The sequence below is a fragment of the Pseudomonas sp. S10E 269 genome, from assembly GCF_002798465.1.
In the GTDB taxonomy this organism is placed as follows: Bacteria; Pseudomonadota; Gammaproteobacteria; order Pseudomonadales; family Pseudomonadaceae; genus Aquipseudomonas; species Aquipseudomonas pergaminensis.
Genome location: NZ_PHIJ01000001.1, coordinates 596,349 through 621,689, shown reverse-complemented (window position 1 = coordinate 621,689; position 25,341 = coordinate 596,349). Strand labels below are relative to the sequence as shown.

The following is a 25,341-nucleotide window of genomic DNA, read 5'->3' as shown; positions in this document are numbered from 1 at the left end:
TTCGACCTTTCTCCTGCCAAAAAAATAAACAAAGGAGCCAGCCCCATGAAGCCTTCCGCTTCGCCCCAGCCTCGCCGTGCTGCGGCCGCCGCTTTTATCGGCACCATGATCGAGTGGTACGACTTTTACATCTACGCCACTGCCGCAGCGCTGGTGTTTGGCCAACTGTTTTTCCCCTCCGAAGACAAACTGTTCAGCACCATGGCCGCGTTCGGCACCTTTGCCGTGGGTTTCTTCGCCCGGCCGTTGGGCGGCATTGTGTTCGGGCACATCGGCGATCGGATCGGGCGCAAGAAGTCCTTGGTGATTACCCTGGTGATGATGGGGGTGGTCACTGTCTGCATTGGTCTGCTACCGACCTACGCACAGATCGGTGCCGCCGCACCGGTGCTGCTGATCCTGCTGCGCGTGGTGCAGGGCATTGCCGTTGGCGGCGAGTGGGGTGGCGCGGTGTTGATGGCCGGTGAGCATGCACCGAAAGGTCGGCGTAACTTCTTTGCCTCCTTCGCGCAGTTGGGCAGCCCGGCGGGGTTGATCCTATCGCTGTTGGCATTCAGCGCAGTCACCCGCTTGCCGGAAGACGCGTTGCTGAGTTGGGGCTGGCGCTTGCCGTTCCTTGCCAGCGCCTTGCTGCTTGTAGTGGGGCTGGCGATTCGCCTGGGCGTGAATGAGTCGCCTGAGTTTCTCGAAGACAAAGCCCTGGCGGAAAAAGCGCGGGCGATCAAGCAAGACCAGGCCCCAGTGATCGAAGTGCTGAAAACCGCCTGGCGTCCGTTGCTGCTGTGCATCGGTGCCAACACCCTGGGCATTGCCGGTGTGTATTTCACCAACACCTTCATGATTGCCTACAGCACTCAGCAACTGGGCTTGCCGCGCTCGTTGATTCTGGAGTGTCTGTTCTTCGTTGCCATCATTCAGTTCTGCGTCCAGCCCCTGGCCGCCTGGGTGGCGGAGAAGGTCGGTGCCACGCGCTTCCTGTGCGCGATGACGGTATTGGCCATGGCGTCGCCTTACCCGATGTTCGTGTTGGTCAGCAGTGGCCAGGCGCCCTTGATCATCCTTGGCATTGCCCTCGCGGTGGTGTGCATGGCGTCGTTTTACGCGGTGATTGCCGGCTTTGTCAGCGGCCTGTTTGAAACCCGTGTGCGTTATACCGCGATCTCCCTGGCGTACCAGGTATGCGGCGCGTTGGCCGGTGGCCTCACGCCGTTGATCGGCACCTGGCTGGCCCATGAATACCAAGGCCAATGGTGGCCGATGGCAGTGTTTTACAGCTTGATCGCGGCGGTCTCGCTGGTGTGCGTACTGGCGTTGTCGCGCCGTCACGCCACCGCTCACCGTCTTGAGATGGCCCATAGCGTTTGATGGAGAGTCTGCAATGTTGAAGATCAACGGCGAGCGCCTGTGGGCCAGCCTGATGGCCATGGCCGAGATCGGCGCTACGGCACGCGGTGGCAGTTGCCGCCTGGCCTTGAGTGCCGAAGACAAAGCCGGTCGTGAACTGTTCAGCCACTGGTGCACAACCGCCGGGTTGACCCTGAGCGTCGACGCCATCGGCAATCTGTTTGCCCGGCGTGCCGGAACGGATAAAGACGCGGCGCCCGTGATGATCGGCAGCCACCTCGACACGCAGCCCGAGGGTGGGCGCTTCGATGGTGTCTACGGTGTGCTGGCTGGCCTGGAGGTGATCCGCAGCCTCGACGACCAAGGGATCCAGACCCGCAAACCCCTGGAAATTGCCGTGTGGACCAACGAAGAGGGCGCCCGTTTCACCCCGGCCATGCTGGGCTCCGCGGTGTTCACCGGCACCCTGGCGCTGGACAAGGCCCTGGCCACTGTCGATGCCGCTGGCGTCAGTGTGGCCGAGGCATTGCGTGTAACGGGCTACAACGGTTCACGCCCATTGGGGGGGGCGGTGGATGCGTATTTCGAAGCGCACATCGAGCAAGGACCGATCCTTGAAGACAATGCCAAGAGCATCGGCGTGGTCACCGGCGGCCAGGCGATTCGCTGGCTGGATGTACGCGTCGAAGGCATGGCGGCCCACGCCGGCACGACGCCGATGCCGCTGCGTAAAGATGCGTTGTATGGCGCCGCGCAAATGATCCAGGCGCTGGAAACGCTGGCAGCGGACTTTGCCCCGGAAGGCCTGACCACCGTCGGCGAATTGAGCATCGCCAAATCGTCGCGCAACACCATTCCAGGATTGCTGAGTTTCACCGTCGACCTGCGTCATCATCGCGACAGTGAGATCGACGCCATGGAGCGCCAGGTGCGCCAACAGGTGCAGGCCATCGCCGAGCAACGCGGTCTGACCGTGACGGTGACCCCGCACTGGATCAGCCCGGCGACGCCCTTCGACGCCGAGTGCGTCGCCTGCGTGCAAACCTCGGTGGACGCCCTGGGTTATAGCCAGCAGCGCATCGTCAGTGGCGCCGGCCATGATGCCATCCACCTGGCGCGTTACTGCCCGACCGCGATGATCTTCATCCCGTGCGTCGGCGGCCTTAGTCACAATGAAGCCGAAGATGTACTGCCCGAGGATGTGCGCCAGGGCACCGACGTATTGCTCAACGCCGTATTGAAACGCGCCGGCCAGGCTCAGTAAGGAGACTTTTTGATGCGAACGTTTTTCCACCCCGAACAACTCCTGCACCATCCGCGCAGCTACTACTCCCGTGGCCAGATGCGCACGCCACAGGAAGTCCCCGAGCGCGCCCGCAACCTGCTGCTGGCCGCGCAAACCCTGGGCTTCGATATCCAGCAACCCCAGGACCATGGTCTCGATCCACTGCTGGCCGTGCATGGCGCGCCTTACCTGGCTTTCCTCCAGGAGGCCCACCAACGCTGGAAGGAAGTCCCCGAAGACTGGGGCGACGAAGTCATGTCCAACATCTTCGTGCGCGAGCCCAACGCCCTGCGCGGCATCCTCGCCCAGGCCGCGCGGTACCTGGCGGACGGCAGTTGCCCCATTGGAGAACTCACCTGGCGCTCGGCCTACTGGTCAGCCCAGAGCGCCGTTGCGGCTGCCAAGGACGTCCTCGAGGGTGCCCCGGCCGCTTATGCGCTGTGTCGTCCACCCGGCCATCACGCCCGCTTCGATGCAGCCGGAGGTTTCTGCTACATCAACAACGCAGCGGTGGCTGCCCAGGCCTTGCGCGAAGGCTTTCAGCGCGTCGCCGTGCTCGACACCGACATGCACCACGGCCAGGGCATCCAGGAAATTTTCTATGACCGCGATGATGTGCTGTATGTGTCGATCCACGGTGATCCCACCAACTTCTACCCGGGTGTCGCCGGCTTTGCCGAAGAACGCGGCAGCGCGACGGGTGAAGGCTTCAACCTGAACCTGCCCATGCCCCACGGTGCCAGCGAGGCGGTGTTCTTCGAAAAACTGCAACTGGCCCTGGCGGCGGTGAAGGACTTCTCGGCGGACGTACTGGTGCTGTCGCTGGGGTTTGATATCTACGAACTGGACCCACAGAGCAAAGTCGCGGTCACCCGCGAAGGGTTTGCGCGGTTGGGCGAAAGCATTCGCGGGTTGGGACTGCCCTGTGTGGTCGTGCAGGAGGGCGGGTATCACCTGGAAACGCTGGACAGTAATGCGCGGGCGTTTTTCAGTGGGCCGCAGGCCTGGGTGTAGCCAGAAACGCAAAAGCCTGCCGAACTCAGCGTTCTGCAGGCTTTGGTGGGTGAGGTGACAGAATCTGCTGGCTTGCTGTTCAGGCAGGCTTCACCGGTCTGATCAGACTCTGGGCCGGGATTCCAAACATCTCATGCAGTTTCCAGATCATGGGCAGGGTCAGTGCTCGTTTTCCGTTCAGCACTTCATAAACCCGATTCTGACGGCCTATGGCGGGGACCAGGTCGGAGGCTGAAAGGCCTGACTGTTCCATCCGGAAACGGATAGCGTCGACTGGGTTGGGCAGGTCAACCGGAAAATGCTTCGCCTCGTACGCCTCGATCAACGTGATCATTACATCAAAATAATCACCTTCCGGCGTGCCGGGCTCAGGTTCATTGTCGAATAGCGCTGAGACAGATTTAAGTGCGTCCTTGTAGTCCTGTTCGGTGTGAATAGGTCGAATGTTCATGGGTGACTCCGTTTCAACGGTATCAGCGTCAATCATGTCGTATTGCTTATGCGTGCCGATGAATTTGATATACAGCGCGCCGTAGCGGTAGGCCACGGCGGCGACGAGCCGGTAGTCATGACCCTTGATATTGAAGACGACTCTTCGACTCTTGAGAACGCTGGCCTGGCGAAATTGTTCTTTGATGGCTGCTGGTGTTGACCAGTTGGCGTTCTTTGCCTCGTCAATCCAAGCCAGCAGTGGCTGTTCCGCGTCCGGGTATTTTTGCCAGAACGCTTTGAGTTGGCTGATCGCAATAATTCTCATGGGTCGATCCTAGTCCCGTGGTGGGACTTATGCAAGCGGGTGGTATCGATAGTTTCCAACTGCGGCGGTGCTATGAACGAAATTTTCCGCATAGGAAATTCCCTTCGTAGCCATGTACGAGGGGGCCCAGGAACATGAGAGGACCACAGGCGTAAAGTGGGGAGGGGGAGGGGCGTGTGCGACAGACAGGGAGCTTCAGGGGTATAGGTATTCCGATCCAAAGGGTCATGCCGCACCAGGTTCTTGCGGGTGGGTTTTGATGGTTTGCGACGTAATGGTTGTTGCCTGGAACTGATAACTGCGCGCCGAGGCAACCGGTCAGGCAAGAAATTGATAGCGCAGCTAGTATGGCTTTTCCATGTATGACCTCTTTGAAAGCAATGCTTCGAGGCTCTCAGTATTGTCGTCAGGAAAAGTTATGCCTGCCGATGGCCTAACTAACTGACTGATTTTTATGACTTCTCGTTTCCCGCTCCGTACAAGGCACTGGCGCGGTTCAAGTTGGCGCGTGCTTCACGGTGATGCCGTGTGTTTATCGGGTACCAGTTCCAACACTCGGTTTCTCCCACCTTCGGCCAGCAAGTAAGTCCCCTGGCCCGTCGGCACGATCGACTGTGGTGCTTTCAGGAATGACAGAATCGTCCGCTGGCGCCCTTGCTTATCAATCAGCAACAACCGCGCCCGATGGGTGGCGTCTTCATTGACCCACAGCCCGCGCTCATCGCACATCAAAAAGCTCGGCTGGTTGAGGTGGCTCAGCACCACCGGGTCGCTGCCGTCTGCGCTGAGTTCACGCACGACACCTTTCTTCTTCTCGTTGTAGAGCATCCGCCCGTCAGTACAGCGAACGATGGATTCGCCTTCCTCCACCTGGTCGCGCAGCACGCTCAAGGTCTGGTCGCTCCAGCGATAGCGCAGCAATCGCCCGAAGGGCTTGCGGTCTTCTATGGCATACAAGTAGTCGCCGTCATCCCACAGGCCCTGCACACTCTCACCTTGGAAGAGTTCGGTGACGACGCCGTCCTTGACGAAGCTCACGGGCAGGGCGGCGGACTCCTGGCTGAAGACCCAGCCGCCACGGGTGGCAAACAGACCGTCGGGCTTGGACAGGTTGGCCACCACCACGTCGCGGGTGCCGTCCGGGTGGATGCGCACGATGCTGCCCTTGGCCTTGTCGAGTTCCTGGCTGACCACCAGCGAGCCGTCCGCCATGGGCAGCAGCGCGGCGGCTTTCTGGACGTCGCGGTGCACCACCTGCACCGTCCAACCGTCGGCGGCACTGACGGGGTAGTAACTTTGCCAGGTAAAAAAGCCCAGGGTCGCGACGCATAGCAGGCCTGCTGCGCGCAGGCCAAATCGCAGTGCCGGGTATTTTTTGGAAGAGAGGGTCATCGATGATTGCCAGTAGCCGGGGAAAAACGCCGACCACCCTACCAAGCTTGTCGAAGAACTTCACGTGTGGGAAACCCGCTGTCCCCTTTATCAGTGCCTAGTCCTGGGGCTCCAGACCTTGCCTGAGTTTTTCCAGCAGCTCATCGATGTGAAACGGCTTGGTGATCAAGTCCATGCTCTCACCCAGGAAGTTCTGTCGGTTCGCTGCGTTCTCGGCGTAGCCGGTCATGAACAAAATGGGCAGGTTGGGGCGCAGGGCGCGTGCATGGTCGGCCAGCTCGCGGCCGGTCATGTATGGCAGGCCGACATCGGTGAGCAGCAGGTTGATGCTCGGGTCGGCCTGCAGCACGGCCTGTGCTTCGTCACCGTCCGCTGCCAGGCTGCAGCGGTAACCTGCGTCGACCAGCACCTCGGCCACGAAGCTGCGCACGGAGGGCATGTCTTCGACGATCAGAATGTGTTCACCCTTGCTGTTACCCGGCACTGCCAATGTCTTGGTGGTCGAGGCGGCGGGGCCATCGGCGGCGGGGAGCATGATGGTCACCTCGGTGCCCTGGCGGGTGACGCTGCGGATCTGCGCATCACCACCGGACTGGCGGGCAAACCCGTAGATGGTCGACAGGCCCAGGCCGGTGCCCTGGCCCACCGGCTTGGTGGTGAAGAACGGGTCGAACACCTTGTCGATCACGCTGTGCTCGATGCCCACGCCGTTATCCCTGACCGACAGGGCGATGTAGGGGCCGTTTTCCAGCTTGAGGTTGCCATTGGAAAACGCCTGGTAGGTCGTGACCCACACAATGCCACCCTGGGGCAGGGCGTCCCGCGCGTTGATCACCAGGTTCAGCACCGCGCTTTCCAGTTGGATCGGGTCCACCATCGCCACGGCGGGGTTGTTGGTCAGCTCCAGTTTCAAGGCGATGTGTTCGCCGATGGTGCGCACCAGCAACTCTTCTAGGGAGCGAATATGCGCATTGATATCGATCGGCCGGGTGTCCAGCGGCTGCTGGCGGGCGAAAGCGAGCAAACGGTTGGTGAGGCCGGCGGCACTCAGGGCTGAACTGAGTGCTGCATCGGCGTAACCCAGGACCTTGTCGGTACGGTTGCTTACGATGCGCTTCTTGATCAGTTCCAGGCTGGTGATGATCCCGGTCAGCAGGTTGTTGAAATCATGGGCGATACCGCCGGTCAGTTTGCCCAGGGCATCCATTTTCTGGGCCTGGAGCAGTTGCGCTTCGGTACGTGCCAACTGGCTGGCGGCATTGGCCAGCTCGGCCTGCTGGTGGCGCTCGCGGTGGCGATGTTCGGTGACATCTTCGACAAACACCAGGCTCAGTTCGGCACGGCGATAGGGTGAAATCTGCCACTCGGTCTCACGCAGTTCGCCGTCGACTTTCATCTGCAGCGTGCCCTTCCAGCGTTCACCGGCTGTCAGGCGCAGGCACAGTTCGTGGATGACCGCGTGCTGGCCGTCTGCGAAGCATTCGAGCAGGGCATCCGGGTTGAGGTTGTCGTGGATCAGTTGGGCGAACGCGTGGTTGCATTCGTGCACTTTGAGCTGTGCATCCATCACCGCGATCGGCGCGCTGATATTGAAGAAGATCTCTCGAAAGCGCGCCTCGCTTTCACGCAGGGCGTATTCGGTGTCGCGCACACGCAGCAAGGTGCGCAGGGTCGCCAGCAAGACGTCGGGGTCGACCGGATGGATCAGATAGGCGTCGGCACCGGCGTTGAGGCCGGTGATGATGTCACCGGTCTCGATCGACGCGGCTGACACGTGCACCACCGGCAGCAACGCCGTGGCAGGATCGCTGCGCAAACGCCGCACGATATCGAAGCCGCTCATGTCCGGCAGGTTGACGTCGAGAATCAGTGCATCAATCTTTTCCTTCGCGATCAGGTCCAGTCCGTCCTGGCCCGTGCCGGCTTCGAGCACCGCGTAATCATGGCGCTCCAGGCGCCGACGCAGGGCGTAGCGCGTGGCGGCGTTGTCGTCCACGATCAAGAGTTGAATGTCACGTTTCATCGACGTTCTCGCTGGCGATGGACAGAGGAATGATCACAAAGAACAGCGAGCCCACGCCAGGTGTGCTTTCTACGCCCACGCGACCGCCCAGCAGCTCGGCGAAACGCTTGCACAGGGACAGGCCTAGGCCGGTGCCGCGCAGGCGTTTTTGCAACGGGGAATCGATCTGGGAAAAGTCTTCGAACAGGTTGTTATGCAGCTCGCCCGGTATGCCCAGGCCGGTGTCCTGTACGGCAAAGCGGATTTCGTGGTCACTCTCCATGCGCGCCGACACGCGCACTTCGCCCTGCACCGTGAACTTCAAGGCATTGGAGATAAAGTTGCGCAGGATCTGCGCCAGCTTCTTGTCATCGGTATAGAGTTTAGGCAGGCCGGAAGGCTCTTCGAAGATCAGGTCGACGGACGACGCATCCACAATCGGCCGGAACATCCCGCGCAGTGCCGAGAACAGGTCGAACATATCGAACCAGGCCGGGGAGATAGTGATACGCCCGGCTTCGATCTTCGCCAAGTCCAGCAGGTCGTCGACCATCTCGCGCAGTTCGCGGGCCGAGCTGCGGATGAAACCGACCTGGGTGTGCTGTTCCGGGCTCAGCGGGCCATCCAGCTCATCGGCCAGCAGGCTGGTGATGCTCAGGATCGAGCCCAGCGGCGTGCGGAACTCATGGCTCATATAGGACAGGAAGCGGCTTTTCAGGTCCGACGCCTGGCGCAGCTGATCGGCCTGCATATCCAACTCGGCGTACAGCGCCAACACGCCCTGGTTGGTTTCGTCCAATTCGGCGCGCAGGTTATCCGCTTCCTGGCGAAGGTGTTGGATTTCAGCGGTGAGCGAGGCGGTGGTGTCAGCCATCAATGGCCTCCAGGGCAATCACGAAGACGGTGACGTCATCCCGGCCGCGACAAAAATCGCGGTGCAGGATGGCGGCAATGAGGGCCGGATGGCGATGAACAAGCCCCGGATAGTCCGACAGGTTCCAGCGTGATTGCAGGCCGTCGCTGTACAGGATCAACAACTGGCCGGCCACTTGAGCGTAGTCGAAGGGTTGTGCCTTGCGAAACTGCACCCCGACGATCCCCGGATGGGACGCCAGGCCGCGCGACTTGCCCGGCCCGATCAGGCTGGCGCCGATATTGCCGACGCCGGTGAACCGCAGGTTGTCGGCATGGGCATCGTACTGGGCCACGGCCATGGCGCCACCTCGGGTGCCGTTCATGCCGATGTGCATGTCGTTCATCAACACCGTCGAATCCGCAAAGGCATACCGTGAGAACACGTCTTCCCCGGCCCTGGCCGCGCGCTCTGCATGCTCGCCATGGCCAAGGCCGTCGGCCATCATCACGCTGAAGCGGCCGGGTTCGATTGCCAAGTGCCAGGCATCGCCGCAGTGTGGATCATCGTGCAGCGAATGCTGGCTGACCCCGTAGCGAATGTCTTTCGTCGTTGAGCCGCGTGGGTACAGCCTGGCCATGATCGCCGTGCCACGCTGATCGGCATGCGCATCGAACACCTGGGCCAGGCGTGAGATAGCGCCCAGGCCGATACCCTGGGTGCCGCCGGTGGAAAAGCCGTCCACCAGGCAACTGTCCAGATCAAAGCCTTGCCCACGGTCCATGGCAATCAGTTCGACGCCTCCGTTTCCCGTGGCGCGCAGGTGCAATGCGCCATGGTCGGCGTGCTTGAGGACATTGCTGGCCAGTTCAGTCGCCACCAAGGCCACGCGGCCGGCATCGGTCTCGTCGAAACCCAATTGCTCGGCGAAACGCTGCGCCACGCGCCGGGCATGGCCGATCTGGCTGGAATCCTCGATCAACAACACGTGGGTGAGGGCGCTGGGAATGTTCAGGCCCATCGGGTGATCGTCACGCAGGTACCCTTGCCTGGCTCGGTGTCCAGTTCAAATTCATCCACCAGGCGCTTCGCCCCGGTGAGCCCCAGGCCGAGCCCGCTGCCGGATGTCCAGCCGTCGGTCATCGCCAGCTTCAGGTCGGGAATGCCCGGCCCTTCATCGCGAAATGTCAGGCGTACACCGGGGCGGTGGTCTTTTTCGATCACTGCCCAGTCCATGTAGCCACCACCGCCATACACCACGGTGTTTCGCGCCAACTCACTGACCGCCGTGACCAGTTTGGTCAGGTCGATCAGGCGCATGCCGCAGTCCTGGGCCAGTTTGCGGACCAATTGTCGAGCCAGCACGACGTCCTGTTCGATCAGCACCGGGTGGGTGCCACTGCTGGCTTGGGTCATGAGTGTTCTACCCGGTCACGCAGCAGTTTCATGCCGCGCTCCACATTCAGTGCGGTGGCGACGCCGGGCAGGGTCATGCCCAGTTCCACCAGGGTAATTGCCACGGCTGGCTGCATGCCCACCAGGACGGTCTGGGCGTCCATGATGCGGGACAGGCCCGAAATGGTGCCGATCATGCGCCCGATGAACGAGTCGACCATGTCCAGCGCCGAAATATCGATGAGTACGCCCCGCGCCGAGGTACGGCTGATCCGCTCGGACAGGTCGTCCTGCAAGGTCAGCGCGAGTTGGTCGTGCATGTCCACCTGGATGGTCACGAGCAGGAATTCGCCCATCTGCAAAATAGGGATGCGTTCCATACTCAGACGGCCTTGGTGACAGTGACGCCTAGGCGTTTGAGGGAGAGGGCCAGGGCATCGGCAAGGTTGGCCTTGGTGACCACGCCTTGCAGGTCGAGGCCCAGGTGCACGATGGTCTGGGCGATCTGCGGGCGCACGCCGCTGATAATGCAGTCGGCACCCATCAGGCGGATGGCCGTGACGGTTTTGAGCAGGTGCTGGGCGACCAGAGTGTCGACGGTCGGCACGCCGGTGATGTCGATAATCGCGATTTCAGCACCGGTGTCGACGATGCGCTGCAGCAGCGATTCCATCACCACTTGGGTGCGTTGCGAGTCCAGGGTGCCGATCATCGGCAGGGCCAGTACGCCATCCCACAGCTTGACCACCGGCGTGGACAGCTCCAGCAGTTCTTCCTGCTGGCGCTTGATCACCGACTCGCGGGACTTCTGGAAGGTGCGGATGGTGTGCATGCCCAGCGCGTCGAGCAGTTCGGAAATCTTCAGCAGTTGTTCGGCAAGCTGCGCCGGTTGCTCGGTGTACACGCGCTGCAGCAGGGCGAACAGCGGGCCTTTGAGGGCAAAGATGAAGCTGGCGGTCTGCTGCGAGTCCTGGCCGGCGAGGGCGCGACTGTGGGACAGTTTTTCCAGGAATACTCGGGTTTCTGCCCAGTTTTCATGGTCGGTGTTCTGCGAGCCGCCTTGTTGCAGGGCAGTCGCCAGCAGGTTCAGGAACTCCTGGGTTTGCTGTTTGACGTCGTCGCCCTTGATGTTGCGCGTCGCCCCCGAAGTCTCGAGGCTGGCATTCCATTCGGCAAGGAGGGCGCTTTGATTGTCTTGCAGTGCCTGAATAGTGTTCGTTTGCAGAGTTGCCACGGGTAACCTCCATGAATGCCATCGATGCGAATCGCGCAATTTATACTAATTTGATCTGTTTAGAATTGTTTCAGACGTACTCGTTCGCAGCCGGCGCAGGGAAACGACGATTGCGCTCTGGAACTATAGATTGATACCCCTGATCGGCCAGTGACTCTCCTCGACACCCATACCATAATGCCCACCATCCCGACGACTCTGGCTTCTTTCCCGTGATCATCAACTTCGACCTCAACGACCTCCAGGCTTTCCGCGCCGTGGTAGACAAGGGCAGCTTTCGCGGCGCCGCCGAGGCCATCCGTATCTCACAACCGGCCCTGAGCCGGCGGATCGAAAAGCTCGAGACCGCCCTCGACGTGAAGCTGTTCGAACGCACCACCCGGCGCGTCAGCCTGACCATGGTCGGCCGCGCGTTCCTGCCCCAGGTCGAGCGCATGCTCGATGACCTCGACGTGGCGCTGATGGGCATCAGCAATGTGGCGTCCACGCGCATGGGCAATGTCACCATCGCCTGCGTGCCGTCGACCGCGTATTACTTCATGCCCCATGTGATCTCCGAATTCCACAAGCTGTACCCGAAGATTCGCCTGCGGGTGCTGGATGCCAGTGCCGGCGAGGTGTGCAATGCGGTGGAGAGTGGCGAGGCGGATTTTGGCGTAAGTTTCAGCGGCAGCCTGGCCGATGAAGTGGAGTTCGAACTGCTGCTGCAAGAGCGCTATGTGCTGGCCTGTCGCCGCGACCACCCGCTGGCCCAGCGCGACAGCGTGACCTGGGTCGAGGCCTATGAGCACGACTACATCACCGTGGACAAAACCTCCGGCAACCGCTTCCTGTTGGACCAGGCGTTGCGCGGCGTGCGGGTGAAAAAGCCGAGTATCTGTGAGACGCACCACGTGACCACGATGATCGGGCTGGTGGAGGCGGGGTTGGGCGTGGCGATGGTGCCGTCGATTGCGATGCCGTCCACGGAGCACCCGATCCTGGTGAGCGTGCCCCTGGTGGAGCCGCAGGTGATGCGCAATGTGGGCTTGATCAAACGCCGCGGGCGGACATTGCCGCCGGCGGCGCTGGAGTTGGAGCGGTTAGTGCGGGAGATGCCGTTCCGCTCAGCGTGACACCGAGTCCAGGCCGGTGGATTGCACCACCGGTTGTGCCTCGGGCGAGGCCAGGTAGCGCAGCAGCGCCTTGGCCTGCGCCGGGTGCTCGGCGTTGACCGGGATGCCGGCGGCAAAGCGCGTTACCGATTGCACATCTTCCGGGATCTTGCCGACGTAGGTCACACCCGGCACCGGCAACAATTCCGCCACCTGTTGCAAGCCCACTTCGTAGTCACCCTTGGCGACCTGCTCGGCCACCGGAAGGCGTTCGATCATGGTGCCCTTGGCGGGCATGCCGAGCTTCTTGAACAGCTCTTTCTCGACATACACACCGCTGGCGCTGTCCGAATAGGCCACCGACTTGGCATTGCTCAGGACGGCCTTCAATTCGGCATCGGTGCCGATAGCCGGCTTGGCCGCGCCGGCCTTCACCACCAGGCCGATGCGCGAGTCTGCCAATTCCACGCGGGAGGCTGGGTCGACCTTGCCCTGCTTGATCAGCTCATCCAGGGCGTAGCCGACCATGATCACCACGTCGGCGTGTTCGCCACGGGCCAGGCGGTTGGGAATCGCTTCCGGCGCCTTGCCCATGGACGGGCCGAGGATGGTGTCGAGGCTGTCACCGCTTTGCTTGGCGTACTGCGGGCCGAGCAATTTATACGCGGCAGTGAAGCCGCCAGAGGTCATCACCTTGAGCTGTTCGGCCTGGGCCGTCAGCGCCAGGGCGCCGAGGGCCAGGGCCGTCAGGGTCTTGAACAGTGCCTTCATTGCGCTGCTCCCTGCATCACCTGCCCGCGAGCGTTGGCGCGGCGATACAAGGCGAGGGTCGAGCACAGCGCGCACAGTGCGGCGAACATCATCCAGTAGGCCGGCGACGCCTTGTCTTCGGTGATGTGAATAAACCAGGTCGAGATCGCCGGGGTGAAGCCGCCGAAGATCGCGGTCGCCAGGCTGTAGGCCAGGGAGAAGCCCGCCACGCGTACTTCCACCGGCATGATTTCGGTCAGGGCCGGGATCATCGCGCCGTTATACAGGCCGTAGAGGAAGGAGAACCACAGCAGGGTTTCCAGCATATGGGCGAAGCTTGGCGCGTTCACCACGTAGGACAGCGCTGGGTAAGCTGTGAGAACGGTCAGCACGGTCATGGCGATCAGTACCGGCTTGCGACCGAAACGGTCACTCAACGTACCGCCGATCGGCAGCCAGACAAAGTTCGACACCGCCACCAGCAAGGTCACCAGCAGGGCATCCGAGGTGCTCAGTTGCAGCACGGTCTTGCCGAAGGTCGGCGCGTACACGGTGATCAGGTAGAACGCGGTGGTGGTCATGGCCACCATCAGCATGCCGCCGATGACCACGGTCCAGTTCTTCACCAGGGTCGCCATCACTTCGCGCATGGTCGGGCGATGCTTGCGGTTGGCGAACTCTTCGGTTTCCTGCAGGTTGCGCCGCAGGATAAAGATGAACGGGATGATCACGCAGCCGATGGCAAACGGAATGCGCCAGCCCCAATCGGCTACCACGGCCGGTTCCATCCACACGTTCAGGCCATAACCCAGCGCGGCGGCGACCACGATGGAGATCTGTTGGCTGCCCGATTGCCAACTGGTGTAGAAGCCTTTGCGGCCGGGGGTGGCCATTTCGGACAGGTACACCGACACACCGCCCAGTTCCGCGCCGGCCGAGAAGCCCTGCAACAGGCGGCCCAACAGCACCAGCAAAGGTGCCCAGAGGCCAATGGTGTGATAACCGGGCACCAGCACGATCAGCAGCGTGCCGCTGGCCATGATCGACAGGGTCACGATCAGCCCTTTGCGGCGACCGCCGTCATCGATATAGGCACCCAGGATGATCGCGCCCAATGGACGCATCAGGAAGCCCGCGCCGAACACGGCGAAGGTCATCATTAATGATGCAAACTCATTAGCGGCAGGGAAGAACGCGGCAGCGATGTAGGTGGCATAAAAACCGAACAGGAAGAAGTCGAACTGTTCGAGGAAGTTGCCCGAAGTCACGCGGAATACCGCACCAACTTTCGAACGGGCAGAGTCGGGCCGGGTAGGGCTAGTCATGGTTTTGTGTCTCCAGCGTTCTTTTTAAAGTGCTTGTTTCGCTTAAGACTTGGAATAGTGGCTGACACATTTAGAAATGATAAGTGACAAATTTGGATGGATTGATGTTCATTGGCTATCAATCGGCTATAAGCCAAAACCGCATCGGCTGTTCTATGCTGAAGACGTGACCAATTCTTACGGATGGGAGGTGGCAATGGCTGACCAACACACACCGCAGGACGCACCGGAGCGCGAGCGACCCCGGCGGCAGGAGGAAGAAAAACCGCAGACCTGGAAGCATCCCGATGACGGGACGGAGCTGTCCGAGCGCGACCAGGAACGTCCGCTCAAGCCCTGACCTCAAGCTCAACACCACCCAACTGTGGGAGCGGGCTTGCCCGCGAATGCGGTGTGTCAGTCAACTAATGTGTCGGCTGATCCACCACTTTCGCGGGCAAGCCCGCTCCCACAATTGTTGTGCGCGCGCATCAGTCTGGGAAACTATTTGACATATTTGATTTGTGATCACATATTGAGGCCATAAGAACGACAACACAGGTTTTGCCTCATGACAGATGGTCCGCTCCTCCTGCCCACCCTGCGCCAGGTGTCCCGCGATACCTTGCAAGACCAGGTCTATCGCCAGATCCGCGAAGCGTTGATGAGTGGCCGTTTCCAGCCCGGCCAGAAACTCACCATCCGCGGCCTCGCCGAAGCCCTCGGTTCCAGCCCCATGCCGGTGCGTGAAGCCCTGCAGCGCCTCAGCGCCGAAAACGCCTTTGAAGTCACCGAAACCTCGCGTCTGCGCGTCCGCTTGATGACGGTCGAACGCCTGCGGGAAATTCGCGATGCACGGGTCGCCCTCGAAGGGCTCCTGGCGGAAAAAGCCGTGCTGCTCCTGCAGAAGGCCGACCTCGATGAAATCACCGACCTGTGCCAGCAAATGCAGCACGCCGCCGACGAAGTCGACGTGTCCCGCTACTTGTGGACCAACTTTGCCTTTCACCGGCGCATCTACGCCGTGGCCCAGGCCGAGTTGACCATGGCCGCCGTGGAAAACTTCTGGCTGCACATGGGCCCGTGCTTCGCGCTGGTCGCCCCGGATAAAGCTCACCTGCAACGCTCGATGGAGGCGCACACGCGCATTGTCGAAGCCCTGGCTGCCCGTGATGGCGCTGGCGCACGCGCGGCGGTGACCGATGACATCATGCAGGCCGCCGATTCCCTGGCGCGCCTGCTCGTCAAGAACGACCGTGCGCGGTCGTCTGCTTCAGGAGGTAAACGTGCATGAGTGTCCTACAACGGCTGCAGCCCTATCCTGGGTTACGTGTGTTGATTTCCGGCGGGGCTGCCGGCATCGGTGAAGTGTTGGCGGCGGCGTATCTGGAAGCCGGTGCCCAGGTGCATGTGTGTGATGTAAGCGAGCCGGCCCTGGCCGCGTTTCGCGACAAATACCCAGGCACCGTCGCCACCCGTGCCGATGTCAGCGATGCCGCACAGATCGAAGCGGTGTTCCAGGTGCAGCGCGCGCATTTCGGCGGCCTCGATGTGTTGGTCAACAACGCCGGGATCGCCGGGCCCACTGGTGGCATCGATGCGATCAGCGACGCCGAGTGGCAAGCCACCATCAACATCAATCTCACCGCGCAGTACCGGTTTGCCCACCACGCGGTGCCGATGCTCAAGGAATCGTCCCACGGCCATCTGCTGCATATCGCCTCGGTGGCGGGGCGCTTGGGCTACGCGTGGCGCACGCCCTACGCGGCGACCAAATGGGCGATTGTCGGCCTGATGAAATCCCTGGCCTCGGAGCTGGGCGAGAGCGACATCCGCGTCAACGCCTTGCTGCCCGGCATCGTCGAAGGCCCGCGCATGGACGGCGTGATCCGCGCGCGTGCGGAGCAGGTCGGCGTGCCCGAAGCCGAGATGCGCCAGGAATACCTCAACAAGATTTCCCTCAAACGCATGGTCACCGCCGAAGACGTGGCAGCCATGGCGCTGTTCCTCTGTTCACCCGCCGCACGCAACGTGACCGGCCAGGCGATCAGCGTCGACGGTAACGTCGAGTACCTGTAAGCCACGGAAGAACGCATCGCGCTGCACCCAGGATTTTTTTCATAAGAATAAAAGTCGGAGATTCGTCATGTCCAAAAATCGTCCTGTCATCATCACCTGCGCCGTCACCGGTGCGATTCATACGCCGTCGATGTCGCCGCATCTGCCTATCACTGCACAGGAAATTGCCGACGCCGCCATCGGTGCCGCCGAGGCTGGCGCCGCGATTGTCCACCTGCATGCCCGCGATCCGATTGATGGCCGTCCCAGCCAGGACCCGGCGCTGTTCGCCGAATTCCTGCCGCACATCAAGGCCGCCAGCGACGTGGTGATCAACATCACCACCGGCGGCGCGCCGACCATGGGTGTGGAAGAACGCCTGCAGCCGGTGATGCAGTTCAAGCCAGAATTGGCCTCGCTGAACATGGGCTCGATGAATTTCGGCCTGTACGAAATGCTCAACCGCTTTACCGAGTTCAAGCACGACTGGGAGCGGCCGTATTTGGAGGACAGTGACGACCGGATATTCCGTAACACCTTCCGCGACATCACTCACATCCTCAATTCCTGCGCCGAAAACCGCACCCGTTTTGAGATCGAGTGTTACGACATCGGCCACCTGTACACCGCCGCGCATTTCCTGGAGCGCGGCCTGCTCAAGCCGCCCTTGTTTATCCAGTCGGTGTTCGGCCTGCGCGGCGGTATCGGCGGCCACCCGGAAGACCTGGCGCACATGCGCCGCACCGCCGACCGCCTGTTTGGCGACGACTATGTGTGGTCGATCCTCGGCGCCGGGCGTGGGCAGATTCCGCTGGCGACCATGGGCCTGTCCATGGGCAGCAACGCCCGTGTCGGCCTGGAAGATTCGCTGTGGGACGGCCCGGGCAAGCTGGCGGCGTCGAATGCCGACCAGGTACGGCGCATTCGTACAGTGATCGAAGCCCTCGGCCACCGGGTCGCCACGCCGGATGAAGCGCGGGAAATCCTCGGGCTCAAGGGGCGCGACCAGGTCAATTTCTAACCCGACAAACCGCCGCGTCAAGGCGCGGCCTGCATCCCGCACAACAACAATAAGGGGATCACACCATGCGTATCGAAGTGCTCGTCGACGTCAAGACCACCCTGGGCGAAGGCCCGGTGTGGGACGTCGAGCAACAACGCTTGTATTGGATCGACAGCGCCGACGGCCGCATCCTGCGCTGCACCGACGATGGCCGCGAACTGCGGGCCTGGGAGGTGGGCCAGAAGATCGGCTCCATGGCCCTGCGCCGCCACGGTGAGTCGGCTATCGTCGCCCTGCAGAACGGCGTGCATACCCTCGACCTCAACAGCGGTGAGCTCAACCTGGTCATCGACCCGGAACCGCACCTGCCCGACAACCGCCTCAACGACGGCAAGGTCGACCGCCAAGGCCGCTTTATCTTCGGCTCCATGGACACCCAGGAAGACAACGCCAGTGCCAAACTCTACCGGCTTGATGCCGACCTGAGCCTGCACACCCTGGACGAAGGCATCATCGTGTCCAACGGCCCGTGCTGGAGCCCATCGGGTGAAACCTTCTACTTCTGCGACACCTGGTCCGGCGAGATCTGGGCCTACGACTACGACCTGGCCACCGGCAGTGTCAGCAATCGTCGCACCTTCGCCAAGGTCGACACCTCCGGCGGGGGCGCCGCCGATGGTTGCACCGTGGATGCCGAAGGCTGCCTGTGGCAGGCGCTGGTATACGCCGGAAAACTGGTGCGCTACACCCCCGACGGGCACGTCGACCGCATCATCCAGATGCCGGTGAAAAAGGTCACCAGCCTGACCTTTGGCGGGCCGAATCTCGACACCCTGTTTGTGACCTCCATGGCCAAGCCGCCGCTGCCGCGTTTTCCGGCAGACGGTCAGCAGCGCGGAGCGCTGTTCGCCATTACCGGGTTGGGCGTGCAAGGAATAGCCGAGCGACGGTTCGCCAGCTAGCGCGTGTGTGTGACAAAGCATATTCCTTCGCAACCTTGTGTCAGTGCGCGCCCTCGCGCGCCTGGAGAGGCCCATGGCAACTATAAAAAAAGCGTCGCTGCGCAGCATTCACCGGCATTCCTGGGTGTCGCTGCTGGTCTGCTGGATGATCTGGATCCTCAACGCCTACGACCGAGAGATCGTGCTGCGCCTGGGGCCGACCATCTCCAAGCATTTCGATTTATCCGCCGACCAATGGGGCACCGTGGCCACGGTGGTCATGCTGGCCCTGGCGCTGCTGGATATTCCCGGGTCGATGTGGAGCGACCGCTACGGTGGCGGCTGGAAACGTGCGCGCTTCCAGGTGCCGCTGGTGCTGGGCTACACCGCGATTTCGTTCCTGTCCGGCTTCAAGGCGTTGAGCGGCAACCTCGCCACTTTTATTGCCCTGCGCGTCGGCGTCAACCTCGGCGCCGGCTGGGGTGAACCGGTGGGCGTGAGCAATACCGCCGAATGGTGGCCGGTGGAGCGTCGCGGCTTTGCCTTGGGCGCGCACCACACCGGCTACCCGATTGGGGCGATGCTCAGCGGTATCGTCGCGAGTTTCGTCATCACCGTGTTTGGTGAGGAGAACTGGCGCTACGTGTTCTTCTTCGCCTTCGTGGTGGCGTTGCCGCTGATGATCTTCTGGGCGCGTTACTCCACCGCCGAGCGCATCACCGCGCTGTACGTCGACATCGCCGCCAAAGGCATGACCCCGCCGGACAACGCCCCGGCCAGTTCGGTGAAAGGCGAAGCCTGGCGCACCTTTGTCGCCACGTTGCGCAACCGCAATATCGCCCTGACAGCGGGCAATACGATGCTCACCCAAGTGGTGTACATGGGCGTGAACATCGTGCTGCCGGCCTACCTCTACAACATCGCCGGGTTGTCGCTGGCCGAGTCGGCGGGGATGAGCGTGGTGTTCACCCTCACCGGCATCCTCGGGCAACTGGTGTGGCCGTCGCTGTCGGACATCATCGGCCGGCGTACCACCCTGATCATCTGCGGGCTGTGGATGGCGGCGAGTGTTGGCGCGTTCTACTTCGCCAACACCCTGACGTTGATCATCGTCGTGCAACTGCTGTTCGGCCTGGTGGCGAATGCAGTGTGGCCGATCTACTACGCGGTGGCCTGCGACTCGGCAGAGTCGTCGGCGACCTCCACCGCCAACGGCATCATCACGACGGCAATGTTCATCGGCGGCGGCCTGGCGCCGGTGCTGATGGGCAGCATCATCGCCATGGGCGGCGGCTGGACCACGCTGCACGGCTACACCCTGTGCTTCTTCGTGATGGCCGGCTGCGCCCTGGGCGGCGCACTGCTGCAACTGTTTTCCCATCGCCCCCAGGCGCTGGTTGTGCAACTCGACTCCTAGAACAACACCGATGCGCCCCCCAGCCTGGCTGGCGGGGCGCCAAGAGGAATTGCCGATGACTACCGTCCCCCACGCCCGCGAGCCGCAGGCGTTGAACAAACTGATGTTCGTCAAGCTGATGCCCTTGCTGATCATCGCCTACATCCTGAGCTTCCTGGACCGCACCAACATCGCCCTGGCCAAGCATCACCTGGACGTCGACCTGGGCATTTCCGCCGCGGCGTACGGGCTGGGCGCGGGGCTGTTTTTCCTCACGTATGCGCTGTCGGAAATCCCCAGCAACCTGATCATGCACAAGGTCGGCGCCCGCTTCTGGATCGCGCGGATCATGGTGACCTGGGGCCTGATCTCGGCGGCCATGGCCTTTGTGCAAGGCGAGACGTCGTTCTACGTGCTGCGCCTGTTGCTGGGCATTGCCGAGGCCGGTCTGTTTCCGGGCGTGATGCTGTACCTGACCTACTGGTTCAACCGTGAACAACGGGCGCGCGCCACCGGCTATTTCCTGCTCGGCGTGTGCTTTGCCAACATCATCGGCGGCCCGGTGGGTGCGGCCTTGATGCGCATGGACGGCATGCTCGGCTGGCACGGCTGGCAGTGGATGTTCCTGCTCGAAGGCTTGCCGGCCGTGGCGTTTGCCTGGGTGGTCTGGCGCAAATTGCCGGACCGTCCGAGCAAGGCGCCGTGGTTGTCGGCCGAGGAAGCGCGCGGGATCGAACAGCGCATTGCGCTGGAAACCGAAGAGGGCGCAGGCGAGGGGGGCCACTCGTTGAAAAACTGGCTGACCCCGCAAATCCTGCTGGCGATCTTTGTGTACTTTTGCCATCAGATCACCATCTACACCGTGATCTTTTTCCTGCCGAGCATCATCAGCAAGTACGGTGAACTGAGCACCATGAGTGTTGGCCTGCTGACCTCCTTGCCTTGGATCGCGGCGGCCCTCGGCGCAGTACTGATCCCGCGATTTGCCACGACGCCGGGGCGTTGTCGGCGGTTGTTGGTCTCCGGGCTGCTGACCATGGCGCTGGGGCTGGCCATCGCATCGATCTCGGGGCCGGTGTTCAGCCTGCTGGGCTTTTGCCTGTCGGCGGTGATGTTCTTTGTGGTGCAGTCGATCATCTTTCTGTACCCGGCTTCACGCCTCAAGGGCGTGGCACTGGCGGGCGGCTTGGGCTTCGTCAACGCCTGCGGGTTGTTGGGCGGGTTTGTCGGGCCGTCGGTGATGGGCGCGATCGAGATGAGCACCGGCAATGCGATGAACGGCTTGAAAGTCATCGCGCTGGTGTTGGTGGTAGCGGCGCTGGCGGCCTTGCGTCTGCGCCAGGGCCAGGAGGAGGCTCAGACCAGTAATGAGGTGGGAAACCCGGAAGCCAGCACCAGGTAGGCCACGACCGCCGCCAGGCATAAGCCGACGAATACGCGCAGTAATGTCCTGGCGGTGGGATGGGCGATGAACTTGATGGCCCAGAGCAAACACCCGCCGAGCAGGAGGCTCAGGGCAAGAATGACCAGCACGTTGGTGTTCCTGCGACCTTAGAGAGCTGATTTATAGTCGCAAAGCCGCTGGATGAACAGTGCGCACATAGACGCAGGCCCCCGCGCTTTCTAAACTGCGGCTTGTCTTGGGGAAAGGGGCAGGCGCCGATGAATCGCAATGAATTACGCAAGGCCGACATCAACCTGATGGTGGTGTTCGAAGCGTTGATGCTCGAGCGCAACGTGACGCGGGTGGCGGAGAAGCTGTTTCTCGGCCAGCCGACCATCAGTTCGGCCCTCAACCGCTTGCGCACGCTATTCAACGACCCGCTGTTCATTCGCGTCGGCCACCGCATGGAGCCGACGGCGCGGGCCGAGGAAATCATCCAGCACCTGTCGCCGGCCCTGGATTCGTTGTCGTCGGCCTTGAGCCTGACCCACGATTTCGACCCGTCCATCAGCACCATGACCTTTCGCATCGGCCTGTCCGACGATGTCGAGTTCGGCCTGTTGCCGCCGTTGCTGCGCGCCTTGCGCCAGGAAGCGCCGCAAGTGGTATTCGTGGTGCAGCATGTGGACTACTGGCGCATTCCCGACCTGCTGGCCTCCGGCGATATCACCGTCGGTATCACCCAGACTCGTGGCCTGCCGGCCAATGCCAAGCGCAAGCTGCTGCGCCATATCCGCCCGCGCTTGCTGCGCGCCGATGCCTCGGACACACCGCTGACCCTCGATGAATATTGCGCGCGGCCCCATGTGCTGGTGTCCCACACCGCCAACGTGTCCGGGTTCGCCGATGAGTGGCTGGCGGAAATCGGCCGCAAGCGTCACGTGGTGCTGTCGGTGCCGCAATACAGCGCGCTGCCGGCGTTGTTGGCCGGCACTGACCTGATCGCCAGCCTGCCGGACTACACCGCCGAGGCCATGGCGGTGTCGGGCCAACTGTTCTGCGAGCCGTTTCCGTTCGAGACACCGACCCTGGATTTGTCCATGGTCTGGCTCAGCCATGTCGACACCGACCCGGCCGAGCGCTGGGTGCGTTCGCGCCTGGAAGCGTTCATGAGCGACCGAGGGCTGGCGGCCAAGCCCTGACTGACAGCGCTTTCATGCCTGGGGCACGGGGCGCTGTGATATACCTACGAACCTTCCTACATCAAACATGGAAACTGCCATGCCGCACCTGCACCTGGAATACACCGCCAACCTCACAGGCCTTGCTGTCGAGAAGACCCTGTTGCGGCTCAATAACGTGCTGATGGTGTCCGGGCAGTTCGCATTCGAATCCGATATTAAAAGCCGTGCCGTCAAGGTCGAGAGCTTCCAGGTGGGAACCTCCCTCGCCCCGCGTGGTTTTATTGCGTTGAGGCTGTCACTGCTCAGCGGGCGGTCGGTGCAGGTCAAGCAGCAGCTGTCGGAAAGCCTGCTGGCGGCGTTGCAGGACCTTGGGGATTGGCCGGCGGATATACAGGTTCAGCTGAGTGTCCAGTTGGTAGACATGGACCGCGAGTCCTACACCAAAATCGCCATTGGCTGAGGCTTACAGCAGCCCCTGATCCGCACACACCTTGACCACCTGCTCACGAAACCAGGTATTGGCACTGTCCTGTTCACTGGTTTCATTCCACTGCATCTCCAGGGTGAACCCCGGCAAGCCGTTGGGTGCTTCGCAATGGCCGAACACCGTCGGCGGCGCCAGCAGCTTTTGCACGCGGCGTGGCAGGGTGACGATGAAGTCGGTGCCGGTGATCATTTTCAGCGCCGCGCTGTAGCTATTGGCGCGGGCGACCACTTGGCGCTTGTGGGCCTGACGCGCCAGCCAGCCGTCGATCATGTTGGTGTCGGAGGTCCACGGCGTGGGGAACACATGGCGCCGCTCGACGAAGGATTGCAGGCTGAAAGCCGGCTCCCGTGGGGCCGAGCGCTTGTCGAAGACGCACACCAGGTCGTCCTCCAGCAGCATCTGGGTGCGGAAGTCCTTGTGGGCGCGGTGGAAGTTGGGGCCAAAGCAGATCACCAGGTCGAGGCGACCGTCACGCAGGTCATCGGCGGGGATGTCGGTTTCCAGTTTCTGCACATTGACGATCACCGGCAGGTCGGCGCGGTCGAAGTTCTTCAACAGCCTCGGCAGGATCAACTGTTCGAAGTATTCCGGCGCGCAGACATTGAAGGTCACGGCTTTCTGGGTCGGGTCGAAGGCCTGGCCACCGGCGTGGCACAGGTTGATGCTTTCGAGGATTTTCTGCACATGGCCATACATGGTGGTGGCCTTGTAGGTCGGCCGCATGCCCGCCCGGGTATTGATAAACAGCTCGTCTTCAAAGCTGATGCGCAGCTTCTTCAGGCTGTAGCTCACGGTGGACTGGCTGACAAACAACGTTTCGGACACCTCGGTAACGCTGCTCTGGTCGTAGACGGCGATAAACACCATCAAGTCCTGCATATCGAGCTTTCTGAGCAAGTTACTGTTTAACATCGGTTTCGTCCGTAAACCTGTTGTACCGAACTTCAGTACAAGACACCGCAAAAGCTTAACGGAACGAGCGTGCCATTAGAAAGCTCTGTAGGGCGTTTCTATGTTTGGCGTGAGACAAATACTTTTTGCAACACGACGTCAGCGGATATGCCTTGCGTAATGCCGAGGGTCGAAGCGCGTAACGATCAGCAGCATCACCATGATCACCGCCGTCAGTGACCACCAGGCCCATTCGAAGCTCCCCAGTTGGTCGCGGATCATCCCGGCGATCAGTGGCGACAGCCCGGCAATCAGATAGCCGATGCCTTGCACAAATGCGGTGAGGCCACCGGCGCGGCGGGGGCTGTCCAGGTGGTCGAGGGACAGGATCAGGCTCATCGGGAACAGGCCGCCGATGCCCAGGCCCAGCAGGCACGGCCACAACAGACTCAGGTGGTGCGGGCTGAGGATCAAGCCGCAGAAACCGAGGATGATCAGCACCAGCAACACGGCCACCACGCCGCGTTTATCCTGGCGACGGTTGGCGATGGCCGGCGTGATCAATCCGGACACCACTTCCATGGCTGTCAAGAAACCCAGCAGCAACCCGGCATTCTGTTCGCTCCAGCCTTGCTCCACGTAGTACGGCGCCAGCCAGGCGAGTACGCAGGTGTAGGACGCGGTACCCAGGCCGAAGAAGATCGCCAGCAACCAGGCGCGGCCATTGCCGAAAAACGATTCTTGAGGGCCGGCGCCGGCTTGGGGCAGGGGCGGTAGCGCCGAGCGCTGCGCATACCAGAACACCAGGGCCAGCAAGGCGAGCACGGCCCAGATCGCCAGGCCGATGCGCCAACTGCCGGTCTGCGTTTGCACAAATGGCGCGAACGACGCCGCCAGTGCCGCGCCGCCCATGATCGCGGTGACATAGAGGCCCATGAACAGCGAGACGTTGTCGCTGAACCGCGACTTGATCAGCGCCGGCATCAACGCCTGGATCATCGCAATCCCCACCCCGGCGGCGATGGCGCTGACGATCAATTCCAGCGCCGAATCGAGGAGCAACCGTGACAGCGTGGCGACGCCAATCACCAGCAGCGACACCACAATGCTGCGGTGCTCGCCAAAGCGCTTGGCCAGGCCCATGCCAAAGAACATCGCCACGCCCATGGCCATTACCGGCAACAGGGTGAGCAAGGCTGCGCTGCTGAAACTCAATGCCACGTCGGCGCGGATCGATGACAGCAGTGGGCCTATCGCCGCCATTGACGGGCGTAGGTTGAGGGCGACCAGTACGACGCTGATCATCAGCCAGAGGGCGGTGGTGGGTTTGGTGTGGACGGTTTCCATGGGACGGCCTTGAGTGAACAAGGGGGCATCAGGCCATGGGTGGGGGAGTGGGGCAAATGAGAAAGTCGCAGGGGCTATCTAAAAATTGCAGGCGGGCGGTCTGATACGACGTCGATCCAATGTGAGAGCTGGCTTGCCAGCGATGGCGGCCCGACAGCCGACCACGCTCTGACTGTCCCCCCGCGATTCAAAAATGTGGGAGCTGGCTTGCCTGCGAAGACGGCCT

The 25,341-nt window shown here is 61.9% G+C and carries 26 protein-coding genes and 1 pseudogene; 13 read left to right on the top strand and 14 right to left on the bottom strand.

Annotated features, from left to right (window positions below; genetic code table 11):
- The first annotated feature begins 45 nt into the window (after positions 1-45).
- From CWC48_RS02995 to CWC48_RS02985, 3 genes are read left to right on the top strand one after another with little or no spacing between them, the layout of a single operon-like run.
- The gene (locus CWC48_RS02995) at positions 46-1,365 is read left to right on the top strand and encodes an MFS transporter (RefSeq protein WP_099492546.1); all 1,320 of its coding nucleotides are present in this window, start codon (positions 46-48) and stop codon (positions 1,363-1,365) included.
- Positions 1,366-1,378: 13 nt separating this feature from the next.
- On the top strand, positions 1,379-2,608 hold the full coding sequence (locus tag CWC48_RS02990; RefSeq protein ID WP_078047363.1) for a Zn-dependent hydrolase: 1,230 nt from the start codon (positions 1,379-1,381) through the stop codon (positions 2,606-2,608).
- A gap of 12 nt (positions 2,609-2,620) precedes the next feature.
- Positions 2,621-3,643, top strand: coding sequence for a histone deacetylase family protein (locus tag CWC48_RS02985; protein WP_100491308.1), 1,023 nt, complete (start codon positions 2,621-2,623; stop codon positions 3,641-3,643).
- Between the two features lie 79 nt (positions 3,644-3,722).
- Here CWC48_RS02985 and CWC48_RS02980 read toward each other — a convergent pair whose 3' ends face one another.
- The 9 genes and pseudogenes from CWC48_RS02980 to CWC48_RS02935 all read right to left on the bottom strand — a co-directional run bounded on the left by CWC48_RS02980 (position 3,723) and on the right by CWC48_RS02935 (position 11,276).
- On the bottom strand, positions 3,723-4,094 hold the full coding sequence (locus CWC48_RS02980; protein ID WP_078050878.1) for a type II toxin-antitoxin system HigA family antitoxin: 372 nt from the start codon (positions 4,092-4,094) through the stop codon (positions 3,723-3,725).
- 6 nt (positions 4,095-4,100) lie between these two features.
- Positions 4,101-4,400 (bottom strand): annotated as a pseudogene (locus CWC48_RS02975) (type II toxin-antitoxin system HigB family toxin); the annotation flags it as partial.
- A 513-nt stretch (positions 4,401-4,913) separates the two neighbouring features.
- Positions 4,914-5,792, bottom strand: coding sequence for a hypothetical protein (locus CWC48_RS02965; protein ID WP_250883410.1), 879 nt, complete (start codon positions 5,790-5,792; stop codon positions 4,914-4,916).
- Positions 5,793-5,889: 97 nt separating this feature from the next.
- Positions 5,890-7,815, bottom strand: coding sequence for a response regulator (locus tag CWC48_RS02960; protein ID WP_100491306.1), 1,926 nt, complete (start codon positions 7,813-7,815; stop codon positions 5,890-5,892).
- Positions 7,805-8,668, bottom strand: coding sequence for a sensor histidine kinase KdpD (locus CWC48_RS02955; protein ID WP_078047367.1), 864 nt, complete (start codon positions 8,666-8,668; stop codon positions 7,805-7,807). The genes CWC48_RS02960 and CWC48_RS02955 overlap by 11 nt, the downstream gene beginning before the upstream one ends.
- Entirely contained in the window at positions 8,661-9,668 is a 1,008-nt protein-coding gene (locus CWC48_RS02950; RefSeq protein ID WP_177409470.1) for an ATP-binding protein, read from the bottom strand. Before CWC48_RS02950 ends, CWC48_RS02955 begins: the two co-directional genes overlap by 8 nt.
- Positions 9,659-10,063: an ATP-binding protein gene (locus CWC48_RS02945; protein ID WP_078047368.1), complete on the bottom strand. Its 405-nt coding sequence runs from the start codon at positions 10,061-10,063 to the stop codon at positions 9,659-9,661. Before CWC48_RS02945 ends, CWC48_RS02950 begins: the two co-directional genes overlap by 10 nt.
- Positions 10,060-10,422 (bottom strand): STAS domain-containing protein, encoded by a 363-nt coding sequence (locus tag CWC48_RS02940; RefSeq protein ID WP_017254285.1) that lies wholly within the window; start codon positions 10,420-10,422, stop codon positions 10,060-10,062. The genes CWC48_RS02945 and CWC48_RS02940 overlap by 4 nt, the downstream gene beginning before the upstream one ends.
- Before the next feature lie 2 nt (positions 10,423-10,424).
- Complete coding sequence (locus CWC48_RS02935; RefSeq protein ID WP_078047369.1) at positions 10,425-11,276, bottom strand: STAS domain-containing protein; 852 nt, start codon at positions 11,274-11,276, stop codon at positions 10,425-10,427.
- A 212-nt stretch (positions 11,277-11,488) separates the two neighbouring features.
- Here CWC48_RS02935 and CWC48_RS02930 point away from each other — a divergent pair, with 212 nt between their 5' ends.
- A complete protein-coding gene (locus CWC48_RS02930; RefSeq protein WP_078047370.1) occupies positions 11,489-12,391 on the top strand; it encodes a LysR family transcriptional regulator in 903 nt (300 codons plus the stop codon).
- On the opposite strand, the gene CWC48_RS02925 is transcribed toward CWC48_RS02930, so the two are convergent.
- Positions 12,383-13,141 (bottom strand): substrate-binding domain-containing protein, encoded by a 759-nt coding sequence (locus CWC48_RS02925; protein WP_100491305.1) that lies wholly within the window; start codon positions 13,139-13,141, stop codon positions 12,383-12,385. The genes CWC48_RS02930 and CWC48_RS02925 overlap by 9 nt on opposite strands.
- Positions 13,138-14,445 carry an MFS transporter gene (locus CWC48_RS02920; RefSeq protein WP_100491304.1) on the bottom strand — a complete coding sequence of 436 codons (1,308 nt, stop codon included), beginning with the start codon at positions 14,443-14,445 and terminating at the stop codon, positions 13,138-13,140. The genes CWC48_RS02925 and CWC48_RS02920 overlap by 4 nt, the downstream gene beginning before the upstream one ends.
- A 196-nt stretch (positions 14,446-14,641) precedes the next feature.
- On the opposite strand from CWC48_RS02920, the gene CWC48_RS30330 reads away from it, so the two are divergent.
- The 7 genes from CWC48_RS30330 to CWC48_RS02880 all read left to right on the top strand — a co-directional run bounded on the left by CWC48_RS30330 (position 14,642) and on the right by CWC48_RS02880 (position 21,224).
- Positions 14,642-14,785 carry a hypothetical protein gene (locus CWC48_RS30330; protein ID WP_164403684.1) on the top strand — a complete coding sequence of 48 codons (144 nt, stop codon included), beginning with the start codon at positions 14,642-14,644 and terminating at the stop codon, positions 14,783-14,785.
- 210 nt (positions 14,786-14,995) lie between these two features.
- Positions 14,996-15,718 carry a GntR family transcriptional regulator gene (locus tag CWC48_RS02905; protein ID WP_078047374.1) on the top strand — a complete coding sequence of 241 codons (723 nt, stop codon included), beginning with the start codon at positions 14,996-14,998 and terminating at the stop codon, positions 15,716-15,718.
- Positions 15,715-16,503, top strand: coding sequence for an SDR family oxidoreductase (locus CWC48_RS02900; RefSeq protein ID WP_078047375.1), 789 nt, complete (start codon positions 15,715-15,717; stop codon positions 16,501-16,503). Before CWC48_RS02905 ends, CWC48_RS02900 begins: the two co-directional genes overlap by 4 nt.
- Before the next feature lie 67 nt (positions 16,504-16,570).
- Positions 16,571-17,503, top strand: coding sequence for a 3-keto-5-aminohexanoate cleavage protein (locus CWC48_RS02895; protein ID WP_099492551.1), 933 nt, complete (start codon positions 16,571-16,573; stop codon positions 17,501-17,503).
- A gap of 65 nt (positions 17,504-17,568) precedes the next feature.
- Entirely contained in the window at positions 17,569-18,447 is an 879-nt protein-coding gene (locus CWC48_RS02890; protein ID WP_100491303.1) for an SMP-30/gluconolactonase/LRE family protein, read from the top strand.
- Between the two features lie 73 nt (positions 18,448-18,520).
- The gene (locus CWC48_RS02885) at positions 18,521-19,843 is read left to right on the top strand and encodes an MFS transporter (protein WP_078047378.1); all 1,323 of its coding nucleotides are present in this window, start codon (positions 18,521-18,523) and stop codon (positions 19,841-19,843) included.
- 55 nt (positions 19,844-19,898) lie between these two features.
- Positions 19,899-21,224: an MFS transporter gene (locus tag CWC48_RS02880; protein WP_100492494.1), complete on the top strand. Its 1,326-nt coding sequence runs from the start codon at positions 19,899-19,901 to the stop codon at positions 21,222-21,224.
- Here CWC48_RS02880 and CWC48_RS30325 read toward each other — a convergent pair.
- On the bottom strand, positions 21,179-21,355 hold the full coding sequence (locus CWC48_RS30325) for a hypothetical protein (RefSeq protein WP_177326536.1): 177 nt from the start codon (positions 21,353-21,355) through the stop codon (positions 21,179-21,181). The two genes, CWC48_RS02880 and CWC48_RS30325, sit on opposite strands and share 46 nt — an antisense overlap.
- A gap of 129 nt (positions 21,356-21,484) precedes the next feature.
- Between CWC48_RS30325 and CWC48_RS02875 the strand changes: the two genes are divergently transcribed.
- Entirely contained in the window at positions 21,485-22,408 is a 924-nt protein-coding gene (locus CWC48_RS02875; protein ID WP_078047379.1) for a LysR substrate-binding domain-containing protein, read from the top strand.
- A 79-nt stretch (positions 22,409-22,487) separates the two neighbouring features.
- Positions 22,488-22,850, top strand: coding sequence for a 5-carboxymethyl-2-hydroxymuconate Delta-isomerase (locus CWC48_RS02870; RefSeq protein ID WP_078047380.1), 363 nt, complete (start codon positions 22,488-22,490; stop codon positions 22,848-22,850).
- Positions 22,851-22,853: 3 nt separating this feature from the next.
- Here CWC48_RS02870 and CWC48_RS02865 read toward each other — a convergent pair whose 3' ends face one another.
- Both CWC48_RS02865 and CWC48_RS02860 read right to left on the bottom strand, forming a co-directional pair.
- A complete protein-coding gene (locus tag CWC48_RS02865) occupies positions 22,854-23,789 on the bottom strand; it encodes a LysR family transcriptional regulator (RefSeq protein ID WP_078047381.1) in 936 nt (311 codons plus the stop codon).
- A 138-nt stretch (positions 23,790-23,927) separates the two neighbouring features.
- Positions 23,928-25,115 (bottom strand): cyanate transporter, encoded by a 1,188-nt coding sequence (locus tag CWC48_RS02860; protein ID WP_100491302.1) that lies wholly within the window; start codon positions 25,113-25,115, stop codon positions 23,928-23,930.
- Positions 25,116-25,341: the final 226 nt, after the last annotated feature.

Excerpts from the sequence above, each read along its gene's own strand:
- CWC48_RS02995 (WP_099492546.1), top strand. The coding sequence starts at position 46 with ATGAAGCCTTCCGCTTCGCCCCAGCCTCGCCGTGCTGCGGCCGCCGCT.
- CWC48_RS02990 (WP_078047363.1), top strand. The coding sequence starts at position 1,379 with ATGTTGAAGATCAACGGCGAGCGCCTGTGGGCCAGCCTGATGGCCATG.
- CWC48_RS02985 (WP_100491308.1), top strand. The coding sequence starts at position 2,621 with ATGCGAACGTTTTTCCACCCCGAACAACTCCTGCACCATCCGCGCAGC.
- CWC48_RS02980 (WP_078050878.1), bottom strand. The coding sequence starts at position 4,094 with ATGAACATTCGACCTATTCACACCGAACAGGACTACAAGGACGCACTT.
- CWC48_RS02965 (WP_250883410.1), bottom strand. The coding sequence starts at position 5,792 with ATGACCCTCTCTTCCAAAAAATACCCGGCACTGCGATTTGGCCTGCGC.
- CWC48_RS02960 (WP_100491306.1), bottom strand. The coding sequence starts at position 7,815 with ATGAAACGTGACATTCAACTCTTGATCGTGGACGACAACGCCGCCACG.
- CWC48_RS02955 (WP_078047367.1), bottom strand. The coding sequence starts at position 8,668 with ATGGCTGACACCACCGCCTCGCTCACCGCTGAAATCCAACACCTTCGC.
- CWC48_RS02950 (WP_177409470.1), bottom strand. The coding sequence starts at position 9,668 with ATGGGCCTGAACATTCCCAGCGCCCTCACCCACGTGTTGTTGATCGAG.
- CWC48_RS02945 (WP_078047368.1), bottom strand. The coding sequence starts at position 10,063 with ATGACCCAAGCCAGCAGTGGCACCCACCCGGTGCTGATCGAACAGGAC.
- CWC48_RS02940 (WP_017254285.1), bottom strand. The coding sequence starts at position 10,422 with ATGGAACGCATCCCTATTTTGCAGATGGGCGAATTCCTGCTCGTGACC.
- CWC48_RS02925 (WP_100491305.1), bottom strand. The coding sequence starts at position 13,141 with ATGAAGGCACTGTTCAAGACCCTGACGGCCCTGGCCCTCGGCGCCCTG.
- CWC48_RS02920 (WP_100491304.1), bottom strand. The coding sequence starts at position 14,445 with ATGACTAGCCCTACCCGGCCCGACTCTGCCCGTTCGAAAGTTGGTGCG.
- CWC48_RS30330 (WP_164403684.1), top strand. The coding sequence starts at position 14,642 with ATGGCTGACCAACACACACCGCAGGACGCACCGGAGCGCGAGCGACCC.
- CWC48_RS02905 (WP_078047374.1), top strand. The coding sequence starts at position 14,996 with ATGACAGATGGTCCGCTCCTCCTGCCCACCCTGCGCCAGGTGTCCCGC.
- CWC48_RS02900 (WP_078047375.1), top strand. The coding sequence starts at position 15,715 with ATGAGTGTCCTACAACGGCTGCAGCCCTATCCTGGGTTACGTGTGTTG.
- CWC48_RS02895 (WP_099492551.1), top strand. The coding sequence starts at position 16,571 with ATGTCCAAAAATCGTCCTGTCATCATCACCTGCGCCGTCACCGGTGCG.
- CWC48_RS02890 (WP_100491303.1), top strand. The coding sequence starts at position 17,569 with ATGCGTATCGAAGTGCTCGTCGACGTCAAGACCACCCTGGGCGAAGGC.
- CWC48_RS02885 (WP_078047378.1), top strand. The coding sequence starts at position 18,521 with ATGGCAACTATAAAAAAAGCGTCGCTGCGCAGCATTCACCGGCATTCC.
- CWC48_RS02880 (WP_100492494.1), top strand. The coding sequence starts at position 19,899 with ATGACTACCGTCCCCCACGCCCGCGAGCCGCAGGCGTTGAACAAACTG.
- CWC48_RS02875 (WP_078047379.1), top strand. The coding sequence starts at position 21,485 with ATGAATCGCAATGAATTACGCAAGGCCGACATCAACCTGATGGTGGTG.
- CWC48_RS02870 (WP_078047380.1), top strand. The coding sequence starts at position 22,488 with ATGCCGCACCTGCACCTGGAATACACCGCCAACCTCACAGGCCTTGCT.
- CWC48_RS02865 (WP_078047381.1), bottom strand. The coding sequence starts at position 23,789 with ATGTTAAACAGTAACTTGCTCAGAAAGCTCGATATGCAGGACTTGATG.
- CWC48_RS02860 (WP_100491302.1), bottom strand. The coding sequence starts at position 25,115 with ATGGAAACCGTCCACACCAAACCCACCACCGCCCTCTGGCTGATGATC.